The organism is Micromonospora sp. NPDC048830, assembly GCF_043198215.1.
Taxonomy (GTDB): domain Bacteria; phylum Actinomycetota; class Actinomycetes; order Mycobacteriales; family Micromonosporaceae; genus Micromonospora.
The window spans coordinates 37,614-53,107 of sequence record NZ_JBICUP010000004.1 but is presented as its reverse complement, the minus strand read 5'-3'; the positions used below and the strand labels follow the sequence as shown (position 1 = coordinate 53,107).

17 protein-coding genes and 2 pseudogenes are annotated in these 15,494 nt (G+C 76.1%); 16 read left to right on the top strand and 3 right to left on the bottom strand.

The window, feature by feature from the left end; genetic code table 11:
* Window positions 1-15: 15 nt before the first annotated feature.
* Together ACGFIZ_RS05580 and ACGFIZ_RS05575 are read right to left on the bottom strand one after the other, a co-directional pair.
* Window positions 16-939, bottom strand: coding sequence for an ROK family protein (locus tag ACGFIZ_RS05580; RefSeq protein WP_393416145.1), 924 nt, complete (start codon window positions 937-939; stop codon window positions 16-18).
* A 13-nt stretch (window positions 940-952) separates the two neighbouring features.
* A complete protein-coding gene (locus ACGFIZ_RS05575) occupies window positions 953-1,882 on the bottom strand; it encodes an SIS domain-containing protein (RefSeq protein WP_393416143.1) in 930 nt (309 codons plus the stop codon).
* Between the two features lie 199 nt (window positions 1,883-2,081).
* Here ACGFIZ_RS05575 and ACGFIZ_RS05570 point away from each other — a divergent pair, with 199 nt between their 5' ends.
* The 16 genes and pseudogenes from ACGFIZ_RS05570 to ACGFIZ_RS05495 all read left to right on the top strand — a co-directional run bounded on the left by ACGFIZ_RS05570 (window position 2,082) and on the right by ACGFIZ_RS05495 (window position 13,137).
* Window positions 2,082-2,867 (top strand): DeoR/GlpR family DNA-binding transcription regulator, encoded by a 786-nt coding sequence (locus tag ACGFIZ_RS05570; RefSeq protein ID WP_393416450.1) that lies wholly within the window; start codon window positions 2,082-2,084, stop codon window positions 2,865-2,867.
* Window positions 2,868-3,113: 246 nt separating this feature from the next.
* A complete protein-coding gene (locus tag ACGFIZ_RS05565; RefSeq protein WP_393416448.1) occupies window positions 3,114-4,037 on the top strand; it encodes an ATP-binding cassette domain-containing protein in 924 nt (307 codons plus the stop codon).
* A complete protein-coding gene (locus ACGFIZ_RS05560) occupies window positions 4,034-5,050 on the top strand; it encodes an ABC transporter permease subunit (RefSeq protein WP_393416141.1) in 1,017 nt (338 codons plus the stop codon). Before ACGFIZ_RS05565 ends, ACGFIZ_RS05560 begins: the two co-directional genes overlap by 4 nt.
* A gap of 290 nt (window positions 5,051-5,340) precedes the next feature.
* Complete coding sequence (locus tag ACGFIZ_RS05555; protein ID WP_393416139.1) at window positions 5,341-5,787, top strand: DUF3263 domain-containing protein; 447 nt, start codon at window positions 5,341-5,343, stop codon at window positions 5,785-5,787.
* Window positions 5,788-5,900: 113 nt separating this feature from the next.
* Complete coding sequence (locus ACGFIZ_RS05550; protein ID WP_393416137.1) at window positions 5,901-6,854, top strand: hypothetical protein; 954 nt, start codon at window positions 5,901-5,903, stop codon at window positions 6,852-6,854.
* A 104-nt stretch (window positions 6,855-6,958) separates the two neighbouring features.
* Entirely contained in the window at window positions 6,959-7,468 is a 510-nt protein-coding gene (locus ACGFIZ_RS05545; protein ID WP_393416135.1) for a GNAT family N-acetyltransferase, read from the top strand.
* Between the two features lie 291 nt (window positions 7,469-7,759).
* On the top strand, window positions 7,760-8,176 hold the full coding sequence (locus ACGFIZ_RS05540) for a hypothetical protein (RefSeq protein WP_393416133.1): 417 nt from the start codon (window positions 7,760-7,762) through the stop codon (window positions 8,174-8,176).
* Between the two features lie 2 nt (window positions 8,177-8,178).
* Window positions 8,179-9,405, top strand: coding sequence for an SRPBCC family protein (locus ACGFIZ_RS05535; RefSeq protein WP_393416131.1), 1,227 nt, complete (start codon window positions 8,179-8,181; stop codon window positions 9,403-9,405).
* Window positions 9,402-9,614: pseudogene (gvpJ, locus tag ACGFIZ_RS05530) on the top strand (gas vesicle protein GvpJ); the annotation flags it as partial. The gene ACGFIZ_RS05535 and the pseudogene gvpJ (ACGFIZ_RS05530), both read left to right, overlap by 4 nt.
* Window positions 9,615-9,843: 229 nt before the next feature.
* The gene (locus ACGFIZ_RS05525; protein ID WP_393416129.1) at window positions 9,844-10,599 is read left to right on the top strand and encodes a GvpL/GvpF family gas vesicle protein; all 756 of its coding nucleotides are present in this window, start codon (window positions 9,844-9,846) and stop codon (window positions 10,597-10,599) included.
* 3 nt (window positions 10,600-10,602) lie between these two features.
* Window positions 10,603-10,956: a gas vesicle protein GvpG gene (locus ACGFIZ_RS05520; protein WP_393416127.1), complete on the top strand. Its 354-nt coding sequence runs from the start codon at window positions 10,603-10,605 to the stop codon at window positions 10,954-10,956.
* Window positions 10,953-11,297 carry a gas vesicle protein gene (locus ACGFIZ_RS05515; RefSeq protein WP_393416125.1) on the top strand — a complete coding sequence of 115 codons (345 nt, stop codon included), beginning with the start codon at window positions 10,953-10,955 and terminating at the stop codon, window positions 11,295-11,297. Before ACGFIZ_RS05520 ends, ACGFIZ_RS05515 begins: the two co-directional genes overlap by 4 nt.
* A 46-nt stretch (window positions 11,298-11,343) precedes the next feature.
* A pseudogene (gene gvpJ / locus ACGFIZ_RS05510) lies at window positions 11,344-11,499 on the top strand (gas vesicle protein GvpJ); the annotation flags it as partial.
* A gap of 155 nt (window positions 11,500-11,654) precedes the next feature.
* On the top strand, window positions 11,655-12,515 hold the full coding sequence (locus tag ACGFIZ_RS05505; RefSeq protein ID WP_393416123.1) for a GvpL/GvpF family gas vesicle protein: 861 nt from the start codon (window positions 11,655-11,657) through the stop codon (window positions 12,513-12,515).
* Window positions 12,512-12,778 (top strand): gas vesicle protein, encoded by a 267-nt coding sequence (locus ACGFIZ_RS05500; protein WP_393416121.1) that lies wholly within the window; start codon window positions 12,512-12,514, stop codon window positions 12,776-12,778. The genes ACGFIZ_RS05505 and ACGFIZ_RS05500 overlap by 4 nt, the downstream gene beginning before the upstream one ends.
* Window positions 12,775-13,137, top strand: a complete 363-nt coding sequence (locus ACGFIZ_RS05495; protein WP_347669629.1) for a gas vesicle protein K — start codon at window positions 12,775-12,777, stop codon at window positions 13,135-13,137. Before ACGFIZ_RS05500 ends, ACGFIZ_RS05495 begins: the two co-directional genes overlap by 4 nt.
* A gap of 10 nt (window positions 13,138-13,147) precedes the next feature.
* Here the strand turns inward: ACGFIZ_RS05495 and ACGFIZ_RS05490 are convergent, their stop codons facing one another.
* Window positions 13,148-15,424, bottom strand: a complete 2,277-nt coding sequence (locus ACGFIZ_RS05490) for an AAA family ATPase (protein WP_393416119.1) — start codon at window positions 15,422-15,424, stop codon at window positions 13,148-13,150.
* Window positions 15,425-15,494 lie beyond the last annotated feature (70 nt).

Genomic DNA, 15,494 nt, shown 5'->3' with positions numbered 1-15,494 from the left:
GTCCGGGCCGGTCGGTCAGGGGTGGGGCCGGGCGTCCAGGGCGAGCAGCGCGGCGCCGAGGCAGCCGGCCTCGTCGCCGAGGGCCGCCGCGACCAGGACCGGCTCCCGGTGGAACGTCATCCGCTCGCGCAGCGCCGCCCGCAGCGGGTCGAACAGGTGGGGGCCGGCCTGGGCCAGGCCGCCCCCGATGACGACGCGTTCCACGTCGAAGAGGGCCTGCGCGGTGGCCAGCCCGTCCGCCAGCGCCTCGACGGCCTCCCGCCACACGCGGACGGCGATGGGCTCCCCGGTGGCGGCCCGACGCGCCACGTCGGCGGCCGAGGCCGGCGAGTCGGCCAGCTCCGCGTACCGGCGGGCGATGGCGGCCGCCGAAGCCACCGCCTCCAGGCAGCCGGGCCGCCCGCAGCCGCAGCGCGGACCGCAGGGGCGTACCAGGATGTGGCCGAACTCCCCGGCGGCGCCGTGCGCGCCGACGGCGGCCACCCCGCCGACCACGTGCGCGGCGGCGATCCCGGTGCCGATCGCGACGAAGAGCAACTGCCCACTGCCCTGGCCCGCGCCGAGCCGCGCCTCGGCCAGGCCGCCGGCGCGCACGTCGTGGCCGAGCGCCGTCGGCAGCCCGAGCCGCGCCACCGCCAGGTCCCGCAGCGGTACGTTCCGGAAGCCCACGTTCGCCGACCACACGGCCACCCCGCGAACCTCGTCGACGACGCCCGGCACCGCGATCCCGAGCGCGACCGGGTCGAGCCCGTCGGCCCGAGCCTTGCCGGCCAGCCCCTCGGCGACCTCCAGGATGCTCCTGACCACGGCGTCCGGGCCGCGGTCGGCGTCGGTCGGGTGCCGCTCGGCGTGCACGATGCCGCCGTCGGGGCGGACCAGGGCGCACTTCATCCCCGTGCCGCCCACGTCCAGGGCGACGACGACGTCCCCTGGGCTCACGCCGCCGCCTTGTTCACGCGAGCACCACGGACCGGGCCAGGTGGCGTGGGGCGTCCGGGTCGAGGCCGCGGCTGGTGGCCAACTGGACGGCGAAGCGCTGGGCCAGGATCAGGTCGGCCATCGGGTCCAGGGGCGTACGCCCCGCCGCCCAGCTCGTCAGCACCGTGCGGCAGCCGTGGGTGCGGCTGTGCACGAAGGCGGCGCCGGTGGCGGCGACGTCCTCGGGCAGCCCGTCGGGGATCCCGCCGAACGCCCAGACCAGCCGGCCCGGGGCGGCCACGGAGATGGGGCCGTGCCGGTAGTCCATCGCCGGGTACGCCTCGGCCCAGAAGGTGGCGGCCTCGCGGCACTTCAGCGCGGCCTCCTGGGCCAGCCCGACGGTCCAGCCCCGGCCGAGGAAGGTGACCTGCTCGATCCGGGCCGGGTCGATCGGCAGCGGCGCCCGGACGGCGACCTCGGCGTCGGCGGAGAGCGCGACGAGGTTGTCGCCGAGGTGGGCGCGGAGCAGGGCCAGCGCGGTGGTGGCGAACCGGGTCTGCACGACCGCGCGCTCGTCGGCGAACGGCATGGTGACCGCGGCGGCCGCCAGCTCGACGGCGGGGGAGCCCGGGTCGCCGACGAGCACCGTCGTGGGGAGTTGGCCGCGCAGCGCGGCGAGCAGCTCCAGCACCTCGGTGGTGGTGCCCGAGCGGGTGATCGCGACCAGCCGGTCGTAGCGGCGGCCGGGCGGGAACTCGGACGCCTGGAAGGCGTCGGTCTCACCCTGCCCGGCGGCCTCGCGCAGCCCGGCGTACGCCGTCGCCATGAACCACGACGTGCCGCAACCGACGACGGCGACCCGCTCGCCGGGGCGCGGCAGGTGTTCGGCGACCGTGGGGGCCAGCAGCGCCGCCTCCCGCCAACAGTCGGGTTGACTCGCGATCTCCGCGTGGACGAACGTCATGAGAACTCCTCGCCAGGGGAGGTCCTGCGCGATACGGCGCGTTAGGGCCCTCTTTCGCGCGTCATTCTGCGCGAATTCAGGCGGCTCTGGCAACCGGCTCCCGGATCGCGCAGGGCGGGGTTTTGCGCCTTCGTCGTTTCGCGCACTACTGTGCACGCAATCAATCACCGTTCGTGCAGAGTCTGTGGAGGCCCCCGCGGTGGACCGGTACGCCCGATGGAACGCCCTGCTGGAGATGCTGACCGACAGCGGACGGGTGACCGTCGAGGAGGCCGCCGAGCGGCTGGACGTCTCGCAGGCCACCATCCGGCGCGACTTCGACCAGCTCGCCCAGCAGCAGATGATCACCCGTACCAGGGGCGGGGCGGTCGCCAACGGCGTGTCGTACGACCTGCCGCTGCGCTACAAGACGGCCAAGCACTCGGCCGAGAAGCAGCGGATCGGCGCCGCCGCCGCCGCGCTGGTCTCCCCGGGCACCGTGGTGGGCCTCAACGGCGGCACCACCAGCACGGAGGTCGCCCGGGCCCTGGCCGTCCGGCCCGACCTGAACACCAGCGCCGAGGGCGCCCAGCTCACCGTGGTCACCAACGCGCTGAACATCGCCAACGAGCTGCTGGTCCGGTCCCGGATGAAGGTGGTGGTGGCCGGCGGCGTGGTCCGGCCGAAGTCGTTCGAGCTGGTCGGCCCGCTGGGCGGGGCACTGCTGCGCGAGGTCACCCTGGACGTGGCCCTGCTCGGCGTGGACGCCATCGACCCGCAGCTCGGCGCCGCCGCGCACCACGAGGGCGAGGCGGCGATGAACAGCCTCATGGTGGCCCGGGCGAAGCGGGTGGTGGTCATCGCCGACTCGTCCAAGCTGGGCGGTCACGCGTTCGCCCGGATCTGCCCCGTCGACCGGGTGGAGACCCTGGTGACCGACTCGGGCGCCACGCCGGAGGTCGTCGCTGCGTTCCGGGCGGCGGGCGTCCACGTCGTCTGCGCCTGAGGGCGCGAGGAAGGCCCCTAGTCAACGCCTGCGGAAGCGACGGGAACCCGCGCACCCCTGGGTGACCCGGCCGGCGCGGCACGCCCTACGTGACACGCCTGCCGTGCATACCGCGTATGGTGTGCTTCGTCACCGACACTCATCGGGGGAGGTACAGCTTTGCCGGCTGTCCTGGAGATAGAAGGTCTACGCAAGACGTACAAGAGCCGCCGCCGGGGCGTACGGCACGCCCTCGACGGCTTCGACATGCTGGTGGAACAGGGGCAGGTGCACGGCTTCCTCGGGCCCAACGGCTCGGGCAAGACCACCACCCTGCGTACGCTGCTCGGCCTGATCCGGCCCAACGGCGGCCGGATGGCGATCCTCGGGCAGGAGGTGCCGGACGCCCTGCCCGCCGTGGTCGGCCGGGTGGGCGCGATCGTGGAGAGCCCGCAGTTCTTCCCGCACTTCTCGGCGCGGGACACCCTCTCGCTGCTCGCCGGGGCGGGCGAGGTGCCGCGGGCCCGGGTCGAGGAGGTGCTGGAACTGGTCGGCCTGCGGGACCGGGCCGCGGAGCGGGTCAAGACGTACTCGCTCGGGATGAAGCAGCGCCTCGCCGTCGCCTCGGCCCTGCTCAAGGAGCCGAAGCTGCTCATCCTCGACGAGCCGGCCAACGGCCTGGACCCGGGCGGCATCCGGGAGATGCGCACCCTGATGCGCGACCTGGCGGCCTCGGGGATGACCGTCGTGCTCTCCAGCCACATCCTCGGCGAGATCCAGCTGATCTGCGACTCGGTCACCATCATCTCGCTCGGCCGACGGGTCGCCTTCGGCCCGGTCGAGCAGGTGCTCGCCGCGCACTCCCGGGGCGCCGTACGGGTCCGTCTGGAGGCGGTCGCCGACCTGCCCGCCGCGGCCGACGCGCTGACCCGGGCCGGCGTCCAGGTGACCGCCCGGCCCGACCACCTGATGCTCGCCGGCGTCGACAAGCCGGCCGCCGTGAGCCGGCTCCTCGCCGAGAACGGCCTGTACGTCAGCGAACTGGCGCCGGTCACGGTCGACCTGGAGAGCGTCTTCCTGGAGCTGACCGCCACCGCCCCGGTGCCGGGACAGCACCGCCAGGTCGACCAGTCCACGAAGGTGGGCGACGGGGGCCAGCCCAACGTCGCCGGAGGAGGGTGGGGCGTGTGAGCCTCTATCGCACGGAGCTGCGCCGGCTGGGCAAGCGGCGCTTCGCCCGCTGGATGACGCTGGCCGGTCTGCTGGTGCTCGGGGCGGTGCTGGTCGGGATCTTCCTCACCAACCACAAGATCGGCCCGGCCGAGCGGGCCGAGGCGCAACGCCAGGCCGAGCAGCAGTACCAGGAGCAGGCGCGCTGGGCGGAGCAGGAGCGGACGGCCTGCGAGCAGGCCAAGGCGTCCGGGCAGGCGCAGGACGGGCGGTTCCCGCCGGACTGCGAGATGATCGGCCCGCCGCCCCCGGAGAGCGTCGACCCGCAGTGGTTCCTGCCGTCCACCTTCGACTTCCGCGCGAGCTTCGGCAGCACCCTCACCACGTTCACCGCGATCCTGGCCCTGGTCGGGTTCGTGGTCGGCGCCTCCTTCGTCGGCGCCGAGTGGAGCTCCGGCGGGATGATGAACCTGCTGCTCTGGCGGCCGCAACGGCTCAGGGTGCTGCTGACCAAGCTATCGGCGCTGCTGACCGGCGTGCTCGCCGTCACCCTGCCCGCCGCCGTCCTGTGGACGGCCGGGTTCTGGCTCGTCGGGACGCTGCGCGGCAGCACCGCGAAGACGACCTCCGGGGTGTGGCAGTCGTTCGCGCTGACCGGGCTGCGCGGGCTGACGCTGATCGTGGTCGCCGCGACGGTCGGGTTCGCGCTGGCCTCGCTCGGCCGGCACACCGCGATGGCCCTCGGCGGGGCGATCGGGGTCGTCGTGGTCGGTCAGTTCGGCCTCGGCATCGTGCTGGCGATGGCCGGGGCGCGCTTCGTCGAGGCGTGGCTGCTGCCGACGTACGTGCTGGCCTGGATGGACAAGAAGGTGACCCTGGAGAACTTTCGGTCCTGCACCGTCTCGTACACCGGTGAGTGCAAGCCGGAGACCCTGGAGCTGACCTGGCAGCACTCCTCGGTCCTGTTCGCGGTGGGCCTCGTGCTGGCCCTCGGCGCGGCACTGGTGGCCATGCGCCGGCGCGACATCGCCTGACGCCGTCCGGCCCCGCTCCCGCCCGCCCGGTTCGCCGTCGGGGCGGGGGCGGGGCCGTCCCGCGTCCGTCCGTCGCCGGGCGGCCGCCGGTGGCGGACCGCTGTGGGGCGCCGACTCTGGCCCGCCGTCGGGCGCCGGTACTGGCCCGCCGTCGGGCGCCGGTGGCGGACCGCCGTCGCGTGCGACGGACCGCGCGTCCGATGCGGTCCTGGTCGGCCCTGGTTAGGCTGGGGTTCCCCCCCGGTCGGCGCGTCCCCGCCGGCCCTTCGCACGCCCGCGTGAGGAGCGCCATGCCGCCTGCCGACGCCTCCCCGGCCGCCACCGACCGGCCCGAGCCGTCCGGCCCCGGCGGACCCGAGGGCGCCGGGGGCGTCCGCGAGGGCGGCGGCCCCACCGTCCCCCCGCCCCGCTCCGCCCCCGAGGCGTCGACCCGGCCATCCACTCCCGGCCGGGAGGCCCCGAGCGGGGACGGGCCGGTCGCGGAGCGCGCGCCGACCGGCGGCACGGACGACCTGACCGAGCGGGAGCGGAAGATCCTCGCCTTCGAACGGCGGTGGTGGCGGCACGCCGGCGCCAAGGAGCAGGCGATCCGGGACACCTTCGAGCTCTCCGCGACGCGCTACTACCAACTCCTCAACGCGCTGCTGGACAATCCGGCCGCGCTGGCCGCCGAGCCGGTGCTGGTCGCCCGGCTGCGCCGGCTGCGGGCCTCGCGGGCGCGCAACCGGCGACGCTGAGCCGCAGCCCCGCCCGCGGCGGTTCCCCGTCCCGCCGGTGCACCCCCGCCGCTGCCGTCCGGGCATGTCCCCGGCACGGCGGGGTAGCCGGCCCGCGACGGAGGGAGCGGAGTATGGCGGCAGCACAGGGGGGCGTACCGCCGGGGGGTGCCCGGCCGGACCGGACGGCGCGCGGGTCCGCGACGGCGGAGGCGGCGGCCGCGCCCGGCACCCGGGCCGGGACGGCGGGGCCGATGATGCGGGTACGGTCGGCGTCCGCGCCCGCCCCCGGGCGCGCGGTGAACGAGGACCTGGTCCTCCGGTACGGGCCGGTGGTCGGGGTGCTGGACGGGGCGACGGTGCCGGAGGGCTTCGACACCGGCTGTGTGCACGGGCCCGGCTGGTACGTCCGGCACCTCGCCGCCCGGATCGGGCTGGCCGTGGCCGCCCGCCCGGCGGCCACCCTGATGAGCAGCCTCGCGGCGGCGATCCTCGCGGTCCGGGCCGACCACGGCGGCGGGTGCGACCTCGACCACCCCGGTACGCCCTCGGCCACCGTCTGCCTCCTGCGCGAGAGCGGCGACGAGGTGGACTGGCTGGTGCTCTGCGACAGCCCGCTGGTGCTCGACGTCGGCGGCCGGGTCGACGTGGTCTCCGACGACCGGCTGGAGACCGCGATGGCGGACCTGCGCCGGATGGCCGCGGCCGTGCCGACCGGCGACGCCGACCCGGCGACCCGCTTCCGGCGGTCCGTCGCGGTGCAGCGGGAGCGGATGAACCGTACGCACGGCTACTGGGTCGCCGCGGCCGACCCCGACGCCGCGTACCACGCGGTCACCGGGACCGTGCCGCTGCGCGGCCCGGCCGGACTGCGCCGGGCCGCCCTGCTCACCGACGGTGCCTCCTGCGCGGTGGAGCAGTTCGGGCTCCTGGACTGGGCCGGCCTGCTGGACCTGGTGACCGCCGAGGGGCCGGAGGCGCTGATCGGCCTGGTCCGCGCCGCCGAACGCGACCGGCCCGACCTGCTGCGCCGGCAGAAGGCCACGGACGACGCCTCCGTCGTCCTGTGCGAGTTCGAGCCGGCGTGAGGCGGAACACCCACCCGGTCCGACCGGCCCGAACCGGGCGCCGGACCGGTGGCGCGGGGCGGAAGGGGTGGACTCGGGCGGATATGGACGGCAGACTGCGGCACGTGGCAGGTGCGGTACGGCTGGAGCCGGTGGACGAGCGGAATCTGGAGCCGTTGCTCTCGGTTGCCGTCGCCGAGGCCGAGCCGGACGACGTGATGCCCCCGGTGGAGGCGCCGGCGGGCTGGTCGCACGCGCGCCGGGAGGCGTTCCGGGACTACTACCGCAGCGCCTTCGCGGGCTTCGACGGCCCGACCCGTACCCGGATGTACGCGATCCTCGTCGGCGGCGAGGTGCTGGGGATGATCCGGATGACCCGCTGCGCCGAGCCCGGGACGGTGGAGACCGGCATCTGGCTGGGCCGGTCCGCCCGGGGTCAGGGGATCGGCGGGGCGGCCTTGCGCGAACTGCTGAACCAGGCGGCGGCGGCCGGGATGCGTACGGTCGTGGCGAGCACCCGGCGGGACAACGCCGGCGCGGTTTCGGTGCTGCGGAAGTGTGGCGCGAAATTGCACGAGGACGGCGAGGCGGTACGCGCAGAAATCTGCCTCGACGCAATTCCGCCGGCCCTTTGACGCACCCCGTCCCAAACCGTATCGCGGTTTTCCTGCCGTACTATTCCCTCTGGGTTCGACGTCCGGTCTGTCGCCCGGCGTGACCTGTCCGACCCGATTTCCGAATGCCTCTCCCCAGTTTCCCGTTCCCGCCGAGCAGGGATGTTTCGCGGATATGGGTCGGGGTACTGCCGGCCGGGTCCGCTGAAGCGTGACGCCCAGGTAGGGGCCGTCGCAGAGCTGATCCCCGGCAGCTCTTCCCGGCCTTTACCGAAAATGGCGTCCCGGGGCCGGGGAGCTAAGGAGAAACGGATGAGGAGCGAGGTTCGGATCGGACTCGCGGTGGGTTTCGGATATCTCCTCGGCCGCCGGAGAAAATTGGGCAGGGTGCTCACCCTCGCCGCCGCCGTGGCGATCGGGCGGGCCAGCCGGAACCCGGGCGGGCTGCTGCGCTACGGCCAGGAACTGATCGAGTCCTCCCCGCAGTTGAGCAATCTCAGCCGCCTCGGCGGTCCGCTCGCCTCCGCCGGCCGGGCCGCCGCGACGAGCGCCGCCAGCAGCGGCATCGAGGCCGTGAGCGGGACCCTGCGCAGCGGCGCCGACGCCCTGCGGCGCAGGTCGGCGGGCGGCGGTCAGCGGGACGCGGCCGACCGGGACGACGAGCCGGCGGGCCGGTCGGAGTCAGGCGCGGAGACCGCGGAGCCCGCCTCCGCCCGACGGGGGCGCTGACCATGGCCGAGAACCGCAAGCCCGGCGGCCTGGTCGACCAGGCCCTCGACCGGCTCGGCGGCGAGCTGCGCAACCTGGCCTCCGCGATCGGCGAGCGCGCCGCGTCCGTGGTGACCGAGAAGGTGACCGGCGCGACCGGGCGGCTCAGCGAGTACGCCCGGCAGGGCGGCGGCCCGGGCCTGATCGCGGCCGCGACCGGCGTGCAGCGGCTGGCCGAGGGCGACTCCCCGACGCGGGCCATGTTCCATGCCGGCCTGGCCGGCGGTAAGGAGAAGCTGATGTCGGCTCTCGGCGGTGGCAGGGGCGGCCGGGACGGGAAGAAGAAGCTCAAGGTCACCAACATCGTCGAGTCGGTCGAGGTCGGCGTGCCGGTCCGAATCGCGTACAACCAGTGGACGCAGTTCGGCGACTTCCCGAGCTTCATGAAGAAGGTCGGTTCCGTCGACGCCGCGAGCGACGAGAAGCTGACCTGGAAGGCCCAGGTGTTCTGGTCGCACCGGAGCTGGGAGTCGACGATCGTCCGGCAGATCCCGGACCGGCTGATCCACTGGCGGTCCACGGGCGAGAAGGGCTCGGTGGACGGCACCGTCAGCTTCCACGCGCTGGCCCCGGACCTGACCCGCATCCTCGTCGTCCTGGAGTACCACCCGCAGGGCCTCTTCGAGCACACCGGCAACCTGTGGCGCGCCCAGGGCCGCCGGGTGCGGCTGGAGCTGAAGCACTTCGTGCGGCACGTGATGACCAGCACGGTCCTCGACCCGGACGCGGTCGAGGGCTGGCGCGGCGAGATCGCGGACTCGCGGGTGGTGCGCGACCACGAGACCGCCCTGCGCGAGGAGCGGGAGCAGCGGCAGGGCGAGGAGCCGGAGGAGCCGGAGGGACGGCGGCCCGCGGGGGCGCGGGGCCGGCCCGAGGAGCGCGAGGAGGAGCTGGAGGAGGAGCGCGAACGGCGGTGGCCCGCCGGGCGCGCCCGCCGTCGTCCGCCCGAGCGCCGCCCTCCGGAGGAGGAGTACGACGAGTACGACGACGAGTACGACGCCTACGACGAGGGCCGCTACGAGGAGGAACCGGAGGAGGAGCCCCCGCCGCCGCGCCGGCGGCAGCCGGAGCGGGCCCGCCGCCCCCAGCCGCGCGAGGAGCCGGAGCGCCCCCGCCCGGGCGTCCGGCGGTCCCCCGAGCCGCCCCGACGACCCGTCGTCCGCCGCAGGCGAGAGGAGCGTGAGGAATGACCGTCGCGACGACCGGTGAGGCCGGGGGAGTTCTGGAGCGTCAGGGCTCTGGCACCAGCCTGGCCGACGTGGTGGAGACCGTGCTCGACAAGGGCGTGGTGATCGACGCGCAGGTGTCGGTGGCCGTGGTCGGCATCCAGCTGTTGGAGATCAACGCGCGGGTGGTGATCGCCGGCGTCGACACGTACCTGCGGTTCGCCGAGGCGGTCGACCGGCTCGACATCATTCCGAAGGGCCAGAAGGGGCTGCCGGACCTGGTCGGCGACGCCACCAGGTCCGTCGGCAAGGCCAAGGCGGCCGCCGGGATCGGCAAGACCGTCGGGGCGATCGGCGACGCGGTCCGCGAGGTCGTCGGCGGGCACGGCCCGGACGAGGAGGACCGACGTGAGGGCGGCGGGCGCGAGCGGTCGCGCCGGCGCCGGGACGAGGAGCGCTGAGATGGGGCAGGAGACCGGACTGTTCGTCTACGGCATCGTGCCGTCGGACGTGGAGCCGACCCCGGACGCCCCCGGGGTCGGCGATCCGCCGGGCGAGGTCAGGGCGATCCGGCACGGCGAGTTGGCCGCGCTGGTCAGCGAGGTGGGGTTGGAGGAACCGCTGGGCCGGCCGGCGGACCTGACCGCGTACCAGGAGCTGCTGGACGGGACGGCGGCGGTGGCGCCGGTGCTGCCGGTGCGCTTCGGCACGGTGGTCACCGGGCCGGACGCGGTGGCCGACCTGCTCCAGGCCCACCACGAGCGGTTCGCCGCCGCCCTGGACGAGCTGGAGAACCGGGTGGAGTACGTCGTGCACGGCCGCTACGAGGAGCGGGAGCTGATCGGCGACGTGCTGGCGGACGACCCGTCCGCCGCCGACCTGGCCCGGCAGGTACGCGGGCAGCCCGAGGAGGCCACCCGGCCCGAGCGCATCCGGCTGGGCGAGATGATCAGCCAGGCGGTGGAGCTGCGCCGCGAGGCGGAGAACCGGCAGGTGCTGGACGCCACGGCGGGGCTGGTGGTGGACAGCGTCGCCCGGGCCCCGAGCAGTGAGCTGGACGCGGTGCACCTCGCGTTCCTGGTGGACGCCGATCGGGCGGACGACTTCGTCGCCGCCCTGGAGCGGTACGCCGGGCAGCGCGGGGACCTGCTCCGGCTGCGCCTGCTCGGCCCGCACGCCCCGTACGACTTCGTCGACGCGCACCAGCTGGTGGGCTGAGGCGTGGACATCCTGTGGACGCTGCTGACCCTTCCGTACGCCCCGGTGCGCGGGGTGACCGCCGTGGTGAAGGTGATCGCCCGGGAGGCCGAGTCCCGGCAGCGGAACCCGGCGAACATCCGCCGCGAGCTGGAGGAGCTGGACCGGGCCGCGGCGGCCGGCGAGATCACCGAGTCGGAGCGGGACCGGGCCCAGGAGGAGGTCCTCGACCGGCTCACCGGCGCGGTCCACCCGGCACCCGCCGGTGAGCGGCGCCGGGCCGGCGACGGCGGGCGGCGGGGCACTGCCGCCCCCGTCGTGCGGCGGCCCACCGGGAACGGCGGGCGGCAGGCCCGGCCAGGGAGGCGAGCGGGATGACCCGGGAGCGGGACCGGGAACGCCGGCGCGGCCCGGCGGAGCCGGACGACGACCGGTACGACGACGAGGCGGAGTACGTCGAACCGCTGTCGGCCGTCGAGGCAGCCCGCGAGGGGCTGCGCATGATCGCCGGGCTGACCGGCCGGGACGTGCAGGGGACCACCTCGCTGGAGGCCACCTCGGACGGCTGGCGGGTGGGCGTCGAGGTGGTCGAGGACCACCGCGTCCCCGCCTCGACCGACCTGCTCGGTCTGTACGAGGTGGACCTCGACGTCGACGGCGAGCTGCTCGGGTACCGGCGGGTGCGCCGCTACCAGCGCGGGAAGGGGGAGGTGGGCTGAGATGACCAGTGGGCGCGTGCCGTCCGTCGTGCAGAACTCCGGTCAGGTGCTGCCGGCCGGTCACGAGCCGGCGAACCTCGGCGACATCCTCGAACGGGTCCTGGACCGGGGCATCGTGATCGCCGGCGACATCCGGGTCAGCCTGCTCGACATCGAGCTGCTGACGCTGAAGCTGCGCCTGGTCGTCGCCTCCGTCGACACCGCGCGCCAGATCGGCATCGACTGGTGGGAGCACGACCCCTGGCTCAGCTCGCGGGCCCGGCCGCCGGTCGAGGCGGGGCCCCGGGACCCGGAGGAGGTGGAGGCGAGCCGGCGGCCCCGGGTCGCGCGGCGGGGCCGCGGAGAGGGAGGACTGGGATGAGTTCGACGGCTGAACCGCCGACCGGAGCCCGTCCGGCCGCCCCTGGGGCGGACGTCGGGTGCTGGCTGCACGGGGTGGTGCGGTCGGCCGGGCCGGCCGTGCTGGCCGGCATCACCGGGATGGACGGCGGCCCGGTGCGCGCCGTACCGGGCGCGGGTCTGGTCGCCGTGGTCAGCGCCGCGCCGCTGGCCGAGTACGGCGAGGAGCCGCTGCGCCGGAACCTGGAGGACCTGGCCTGGCTGGAGCGGGCCGCGCGGACGCACCACGAGGTGGTGGCCGCGCTGTCCCGGGCCGGCGCGGTGGTGCCGACCCGGCTCGCCACCGTCTACCACGACTCCGACGGCGTCGCCCGGCTGCTCGCCGAGCGCGCGGCCGGGCTGGCGGCGACCCTCGACCGGCTCACCGACCGCACCGAGTGGGGCGTCAAGGGGTACGTCGGTCCGGACGCCGCCGCCCGGGCCGCCTCCGGTGGCGCCCGGGGCGGTACGGCCGCCGGCGGGGCCGGGGCGGCGTACCTGCGGCGGCGCCGGGCGGAGCTGACCGCCCGGGACGAGGGGCAGCGGGCCGCCGCCGAGGCCGCCGCGACGGTGCACGAGGCCCTCGCCGGGTACGCCGTGGCCGCCCACCGGCACGCCCCCCAGGACCGGCGACTCTCCGGGGCGCCCACCGCGATGGTGCTCAACGGGGCGTACCTGGTGGACACCGCCGCGCTGAGCGGCTTCACGGCGCTGGTCGCCGCCCTCGCCGGCCGCCACCCCGAGGTGCGCCTGGAGCTGACCGGCCCCTGGCCGGCGTACTCGTTCGCGGAGGAACGCCCGCCGGAGCCGGCGCGGACCCTCCGGGAGGCGGCGCGGTGACCACGACCCTCGCCCCGAGCAGCGCCGACGACCCGCTGGCGTACCGGCCGGTGGCGCTGGTCGACCTGCTCGACCGGGTGCTCGCCGCCGGCGTGGTGGTCACCGGGGACATCACCCTGGCCATCGCCGGGGTCGACCTGGTCCGGATCTCGCTGCGGGCGCTGATCGCCTCGGTCGGCGCGCTCGCCCCGCCCGAGCTGCGGGAGGCGGTCGGACCCGGCCCGGAGGGCCCCGTCGCCGGCGGCGGGCAGGGTGGGGCATGACCGGGCCGATCCCGCAGGGCCGGCGGGACGAGGCGGCCGAGCTGGCCGCCGCGCTGGGCGAGCCGGACTGGCGGGCCCCCCGGGTCCGACCGCTGGACCGGCGGCTCGCGGTGGACCGGGACTCCGTCGAGCGGGGGCTGGCCAGCCTCGTGCTCACCGTGATCGAGCTGCTGCGTCAGCTGATGGAGCGCCAGGCGCTGCGCCGGGTCGACGTCGGCGACCTCACCGAGGAGCAGGTGGAGCGGATCGGCGTCACGCTGATGGCGCTGGAGGAGCAGATGACGGCGCTGCGGGAGCACTTCGGCCTCGCCCCGGAGGACCTCAACCTCGACCTCGGCCCGCTGGGCCCGCTGCTGTAGGCGGGGCCGGTCAGGTCGCGCGGGCCTGCGCGTACGCGGCCAGCCACGCCACCTGGGCGGGGTCGAGCGACGGGCGGACCCTGCGCCGGGCCGCCGCGACGTGCGCGGCGGTGACCGTGGACGCGCTCAGCGACTCGCGCATCGCGGCGAGCGCCGCCTCCCGGACCAGCGCCGCGCAGTCCGCCGCCGAGAAGCCGTCCAGCCCGTCGCCGAGGGCGGCCAGGTCGACGTCCGGCGCCAGCGGGACGTTCCGGGCGGCGGCCCGCAGGATCTCCGCCCGGGCCGCCCCGTCCGGTGGCGGCACGTAGACCAGCCGCTCCAGCCGGCCGGGGCGCAGCAGCGCCGGGTCCACCAGGTCGGGCCGGTTCGTCGCGCCGACCACCACGACGTTGCGCAGCGCCTCCACCCCGTCCAGCTCGGTGAGCAGGGCGGCCACCACCCGGTCCGTGGTGCCGCCGTCGCTGGCCTGGCCGCGTACCGGGGCGAGCGCGTCGACCTCGTCGAGGAAGACCAGCGTGGGCGCGGCCTCCCGGGCGCGGCGGAACAGCTCCCGGACCGCCCGCTCGCTCTCGCCGACCCACTTCGACAGCAGCTCCGCGCCCTTCACCGAGAGCACGTTCGCCCGCCCGGACCCGGCCAGCGCCGTGACCAGGTACGTCTTGCCGCAGCCGGGCGGCCCGTACAGCAGCACCCCGCGCGGCGGGCGCACCCCGAGCCGGGCGAAGGTGTCCGGGTAGGTCAGCGGCCAGAGCACCGACTCGGTCAGCGTCTCCTTCACCTCCGCCATGTCCCCGACGTCGTCGAGGGTGACGTCGGCCAGCTCCAGCGTGGACGCCGCCATGCTGGTCGGCCGGACCACCTCCAGGGCGGCCGCGAAGTCGGCCATCGCCACCGTCGGCGCCTCGGCCGCCTTCTGCCGCAGCGCCGCCCGCACCCCGGCCTCCCGGACGAGCGCGGCCAGGTCGGCGGCGACGAACCCGGGCGTACGGCCGGCCACCTCGTCGAGCCGGACGTCGCCGGCCAGCGGCACCTGCCGGGTCAGCACCGCCAACTGCTCCCGGCGCAGGGCCTGGTCGGGCAGCGGGACGGTGATCCGCAGCGAGAGCAGGTCCGGACCGCGCAGCGCCGGGTCGACCTGCTCGGGGCGACTGGTCGTGCAGACCACCGCCGCCCCGGCCCGGACGGTCTCGGCGACCACCTGGCGGAACACGGTGGCCAGCGGGCCGGGGCGCTCGGCGGGGGCCACCGCCTCCACGTCGGTGACCAGCAGCACGGCCGGGCCGTCGGCGCGTACGGCCTCGGCCGCGGCCCGCAGCCGCCGCGCCGCCGCGTCGTCGGTGAGCGCGGCCAGCTCGGGCGCCCACAGCGGGCGGAGGCCGGCACCCACCCGGGCCGCGACCGCCCGGACCAGGGCGGACTTGCCCGACCCGGCCGGCCCGGCGACCAGCACCCCGAGCGCCACACCGGTGCCGAGCCGGTCCAGCACGTCGCGGTGGTGGAACCCGAGGTCGAGCAGCTCGGTCAGCTCCTCGGCCTGGGCCCGCAGCCCGGGCAGCCCGTCCACGGTCGGCGCGCCGTCGGGCCCCTCCGGCTCCGGCGCGGCGGCGTCGCGTCCGTCCAGCCCGGCCCCGGCCGGCGCGCCGTGGGGCCCGGTGGCCCCGGCCGCGGGCGACGCCGCCCGGGCCGTGTCCGGCGGGCCGCCGCTGCGGGTGACCGGCCCGTGCTCCCAGCCCACGACGGTGTCCATGGTGACCAGCGCGCCGACCGCCGGCTCGGCGGCGGCCACGGTGAGCAGGGTGCTCGTCCAGGCGTACCCGACGGTGCCGGAAAGGCTGCGCCGGGCGCCCTCGACGAGGGTGCGTGCCGAGGGGTCCGGCAGGACGTCCTGGGGCAGCAGGGAGACGTCGTCCCCGGCCGTGACCACCTTGCCGAGCAGCGCGAGCCGGAGCATCTCCGGGGAGACCGCGGCGACCACCGGCACCGGCCCGGTCAGCGTCACCCGCCGCGCCGCGGTCACCGGCGCGCGGCGTACCGTCACCTGCCCACCGTCGCGGACGCCCAGGTTGCCCAGCAGCAGGTCGTCGGCGTAGAGCAGGGCGGTGCTCGCGGTCGCCGCGGCCGGCGCGACGATCCCGGCCGTCACCCGCCGGCCGGTCAGCCGGACCGGGTCGCCGGGGTGCAGCGCCAGGGCGGTCAGCACCTCCGGGTGCAGCCGCACCACGCCGCGCCGGGCGTCCAGCGCGGCCGGTCGCAGGCTGGCGGTCAGGGTCAGCTCGGGCTCGGCCACCCGCCCGAGGGTAGCCGCCCGGGCGAAAGGAGGAGTCCGACGGACGTACGGAGGATCTCAGCCAACGCTC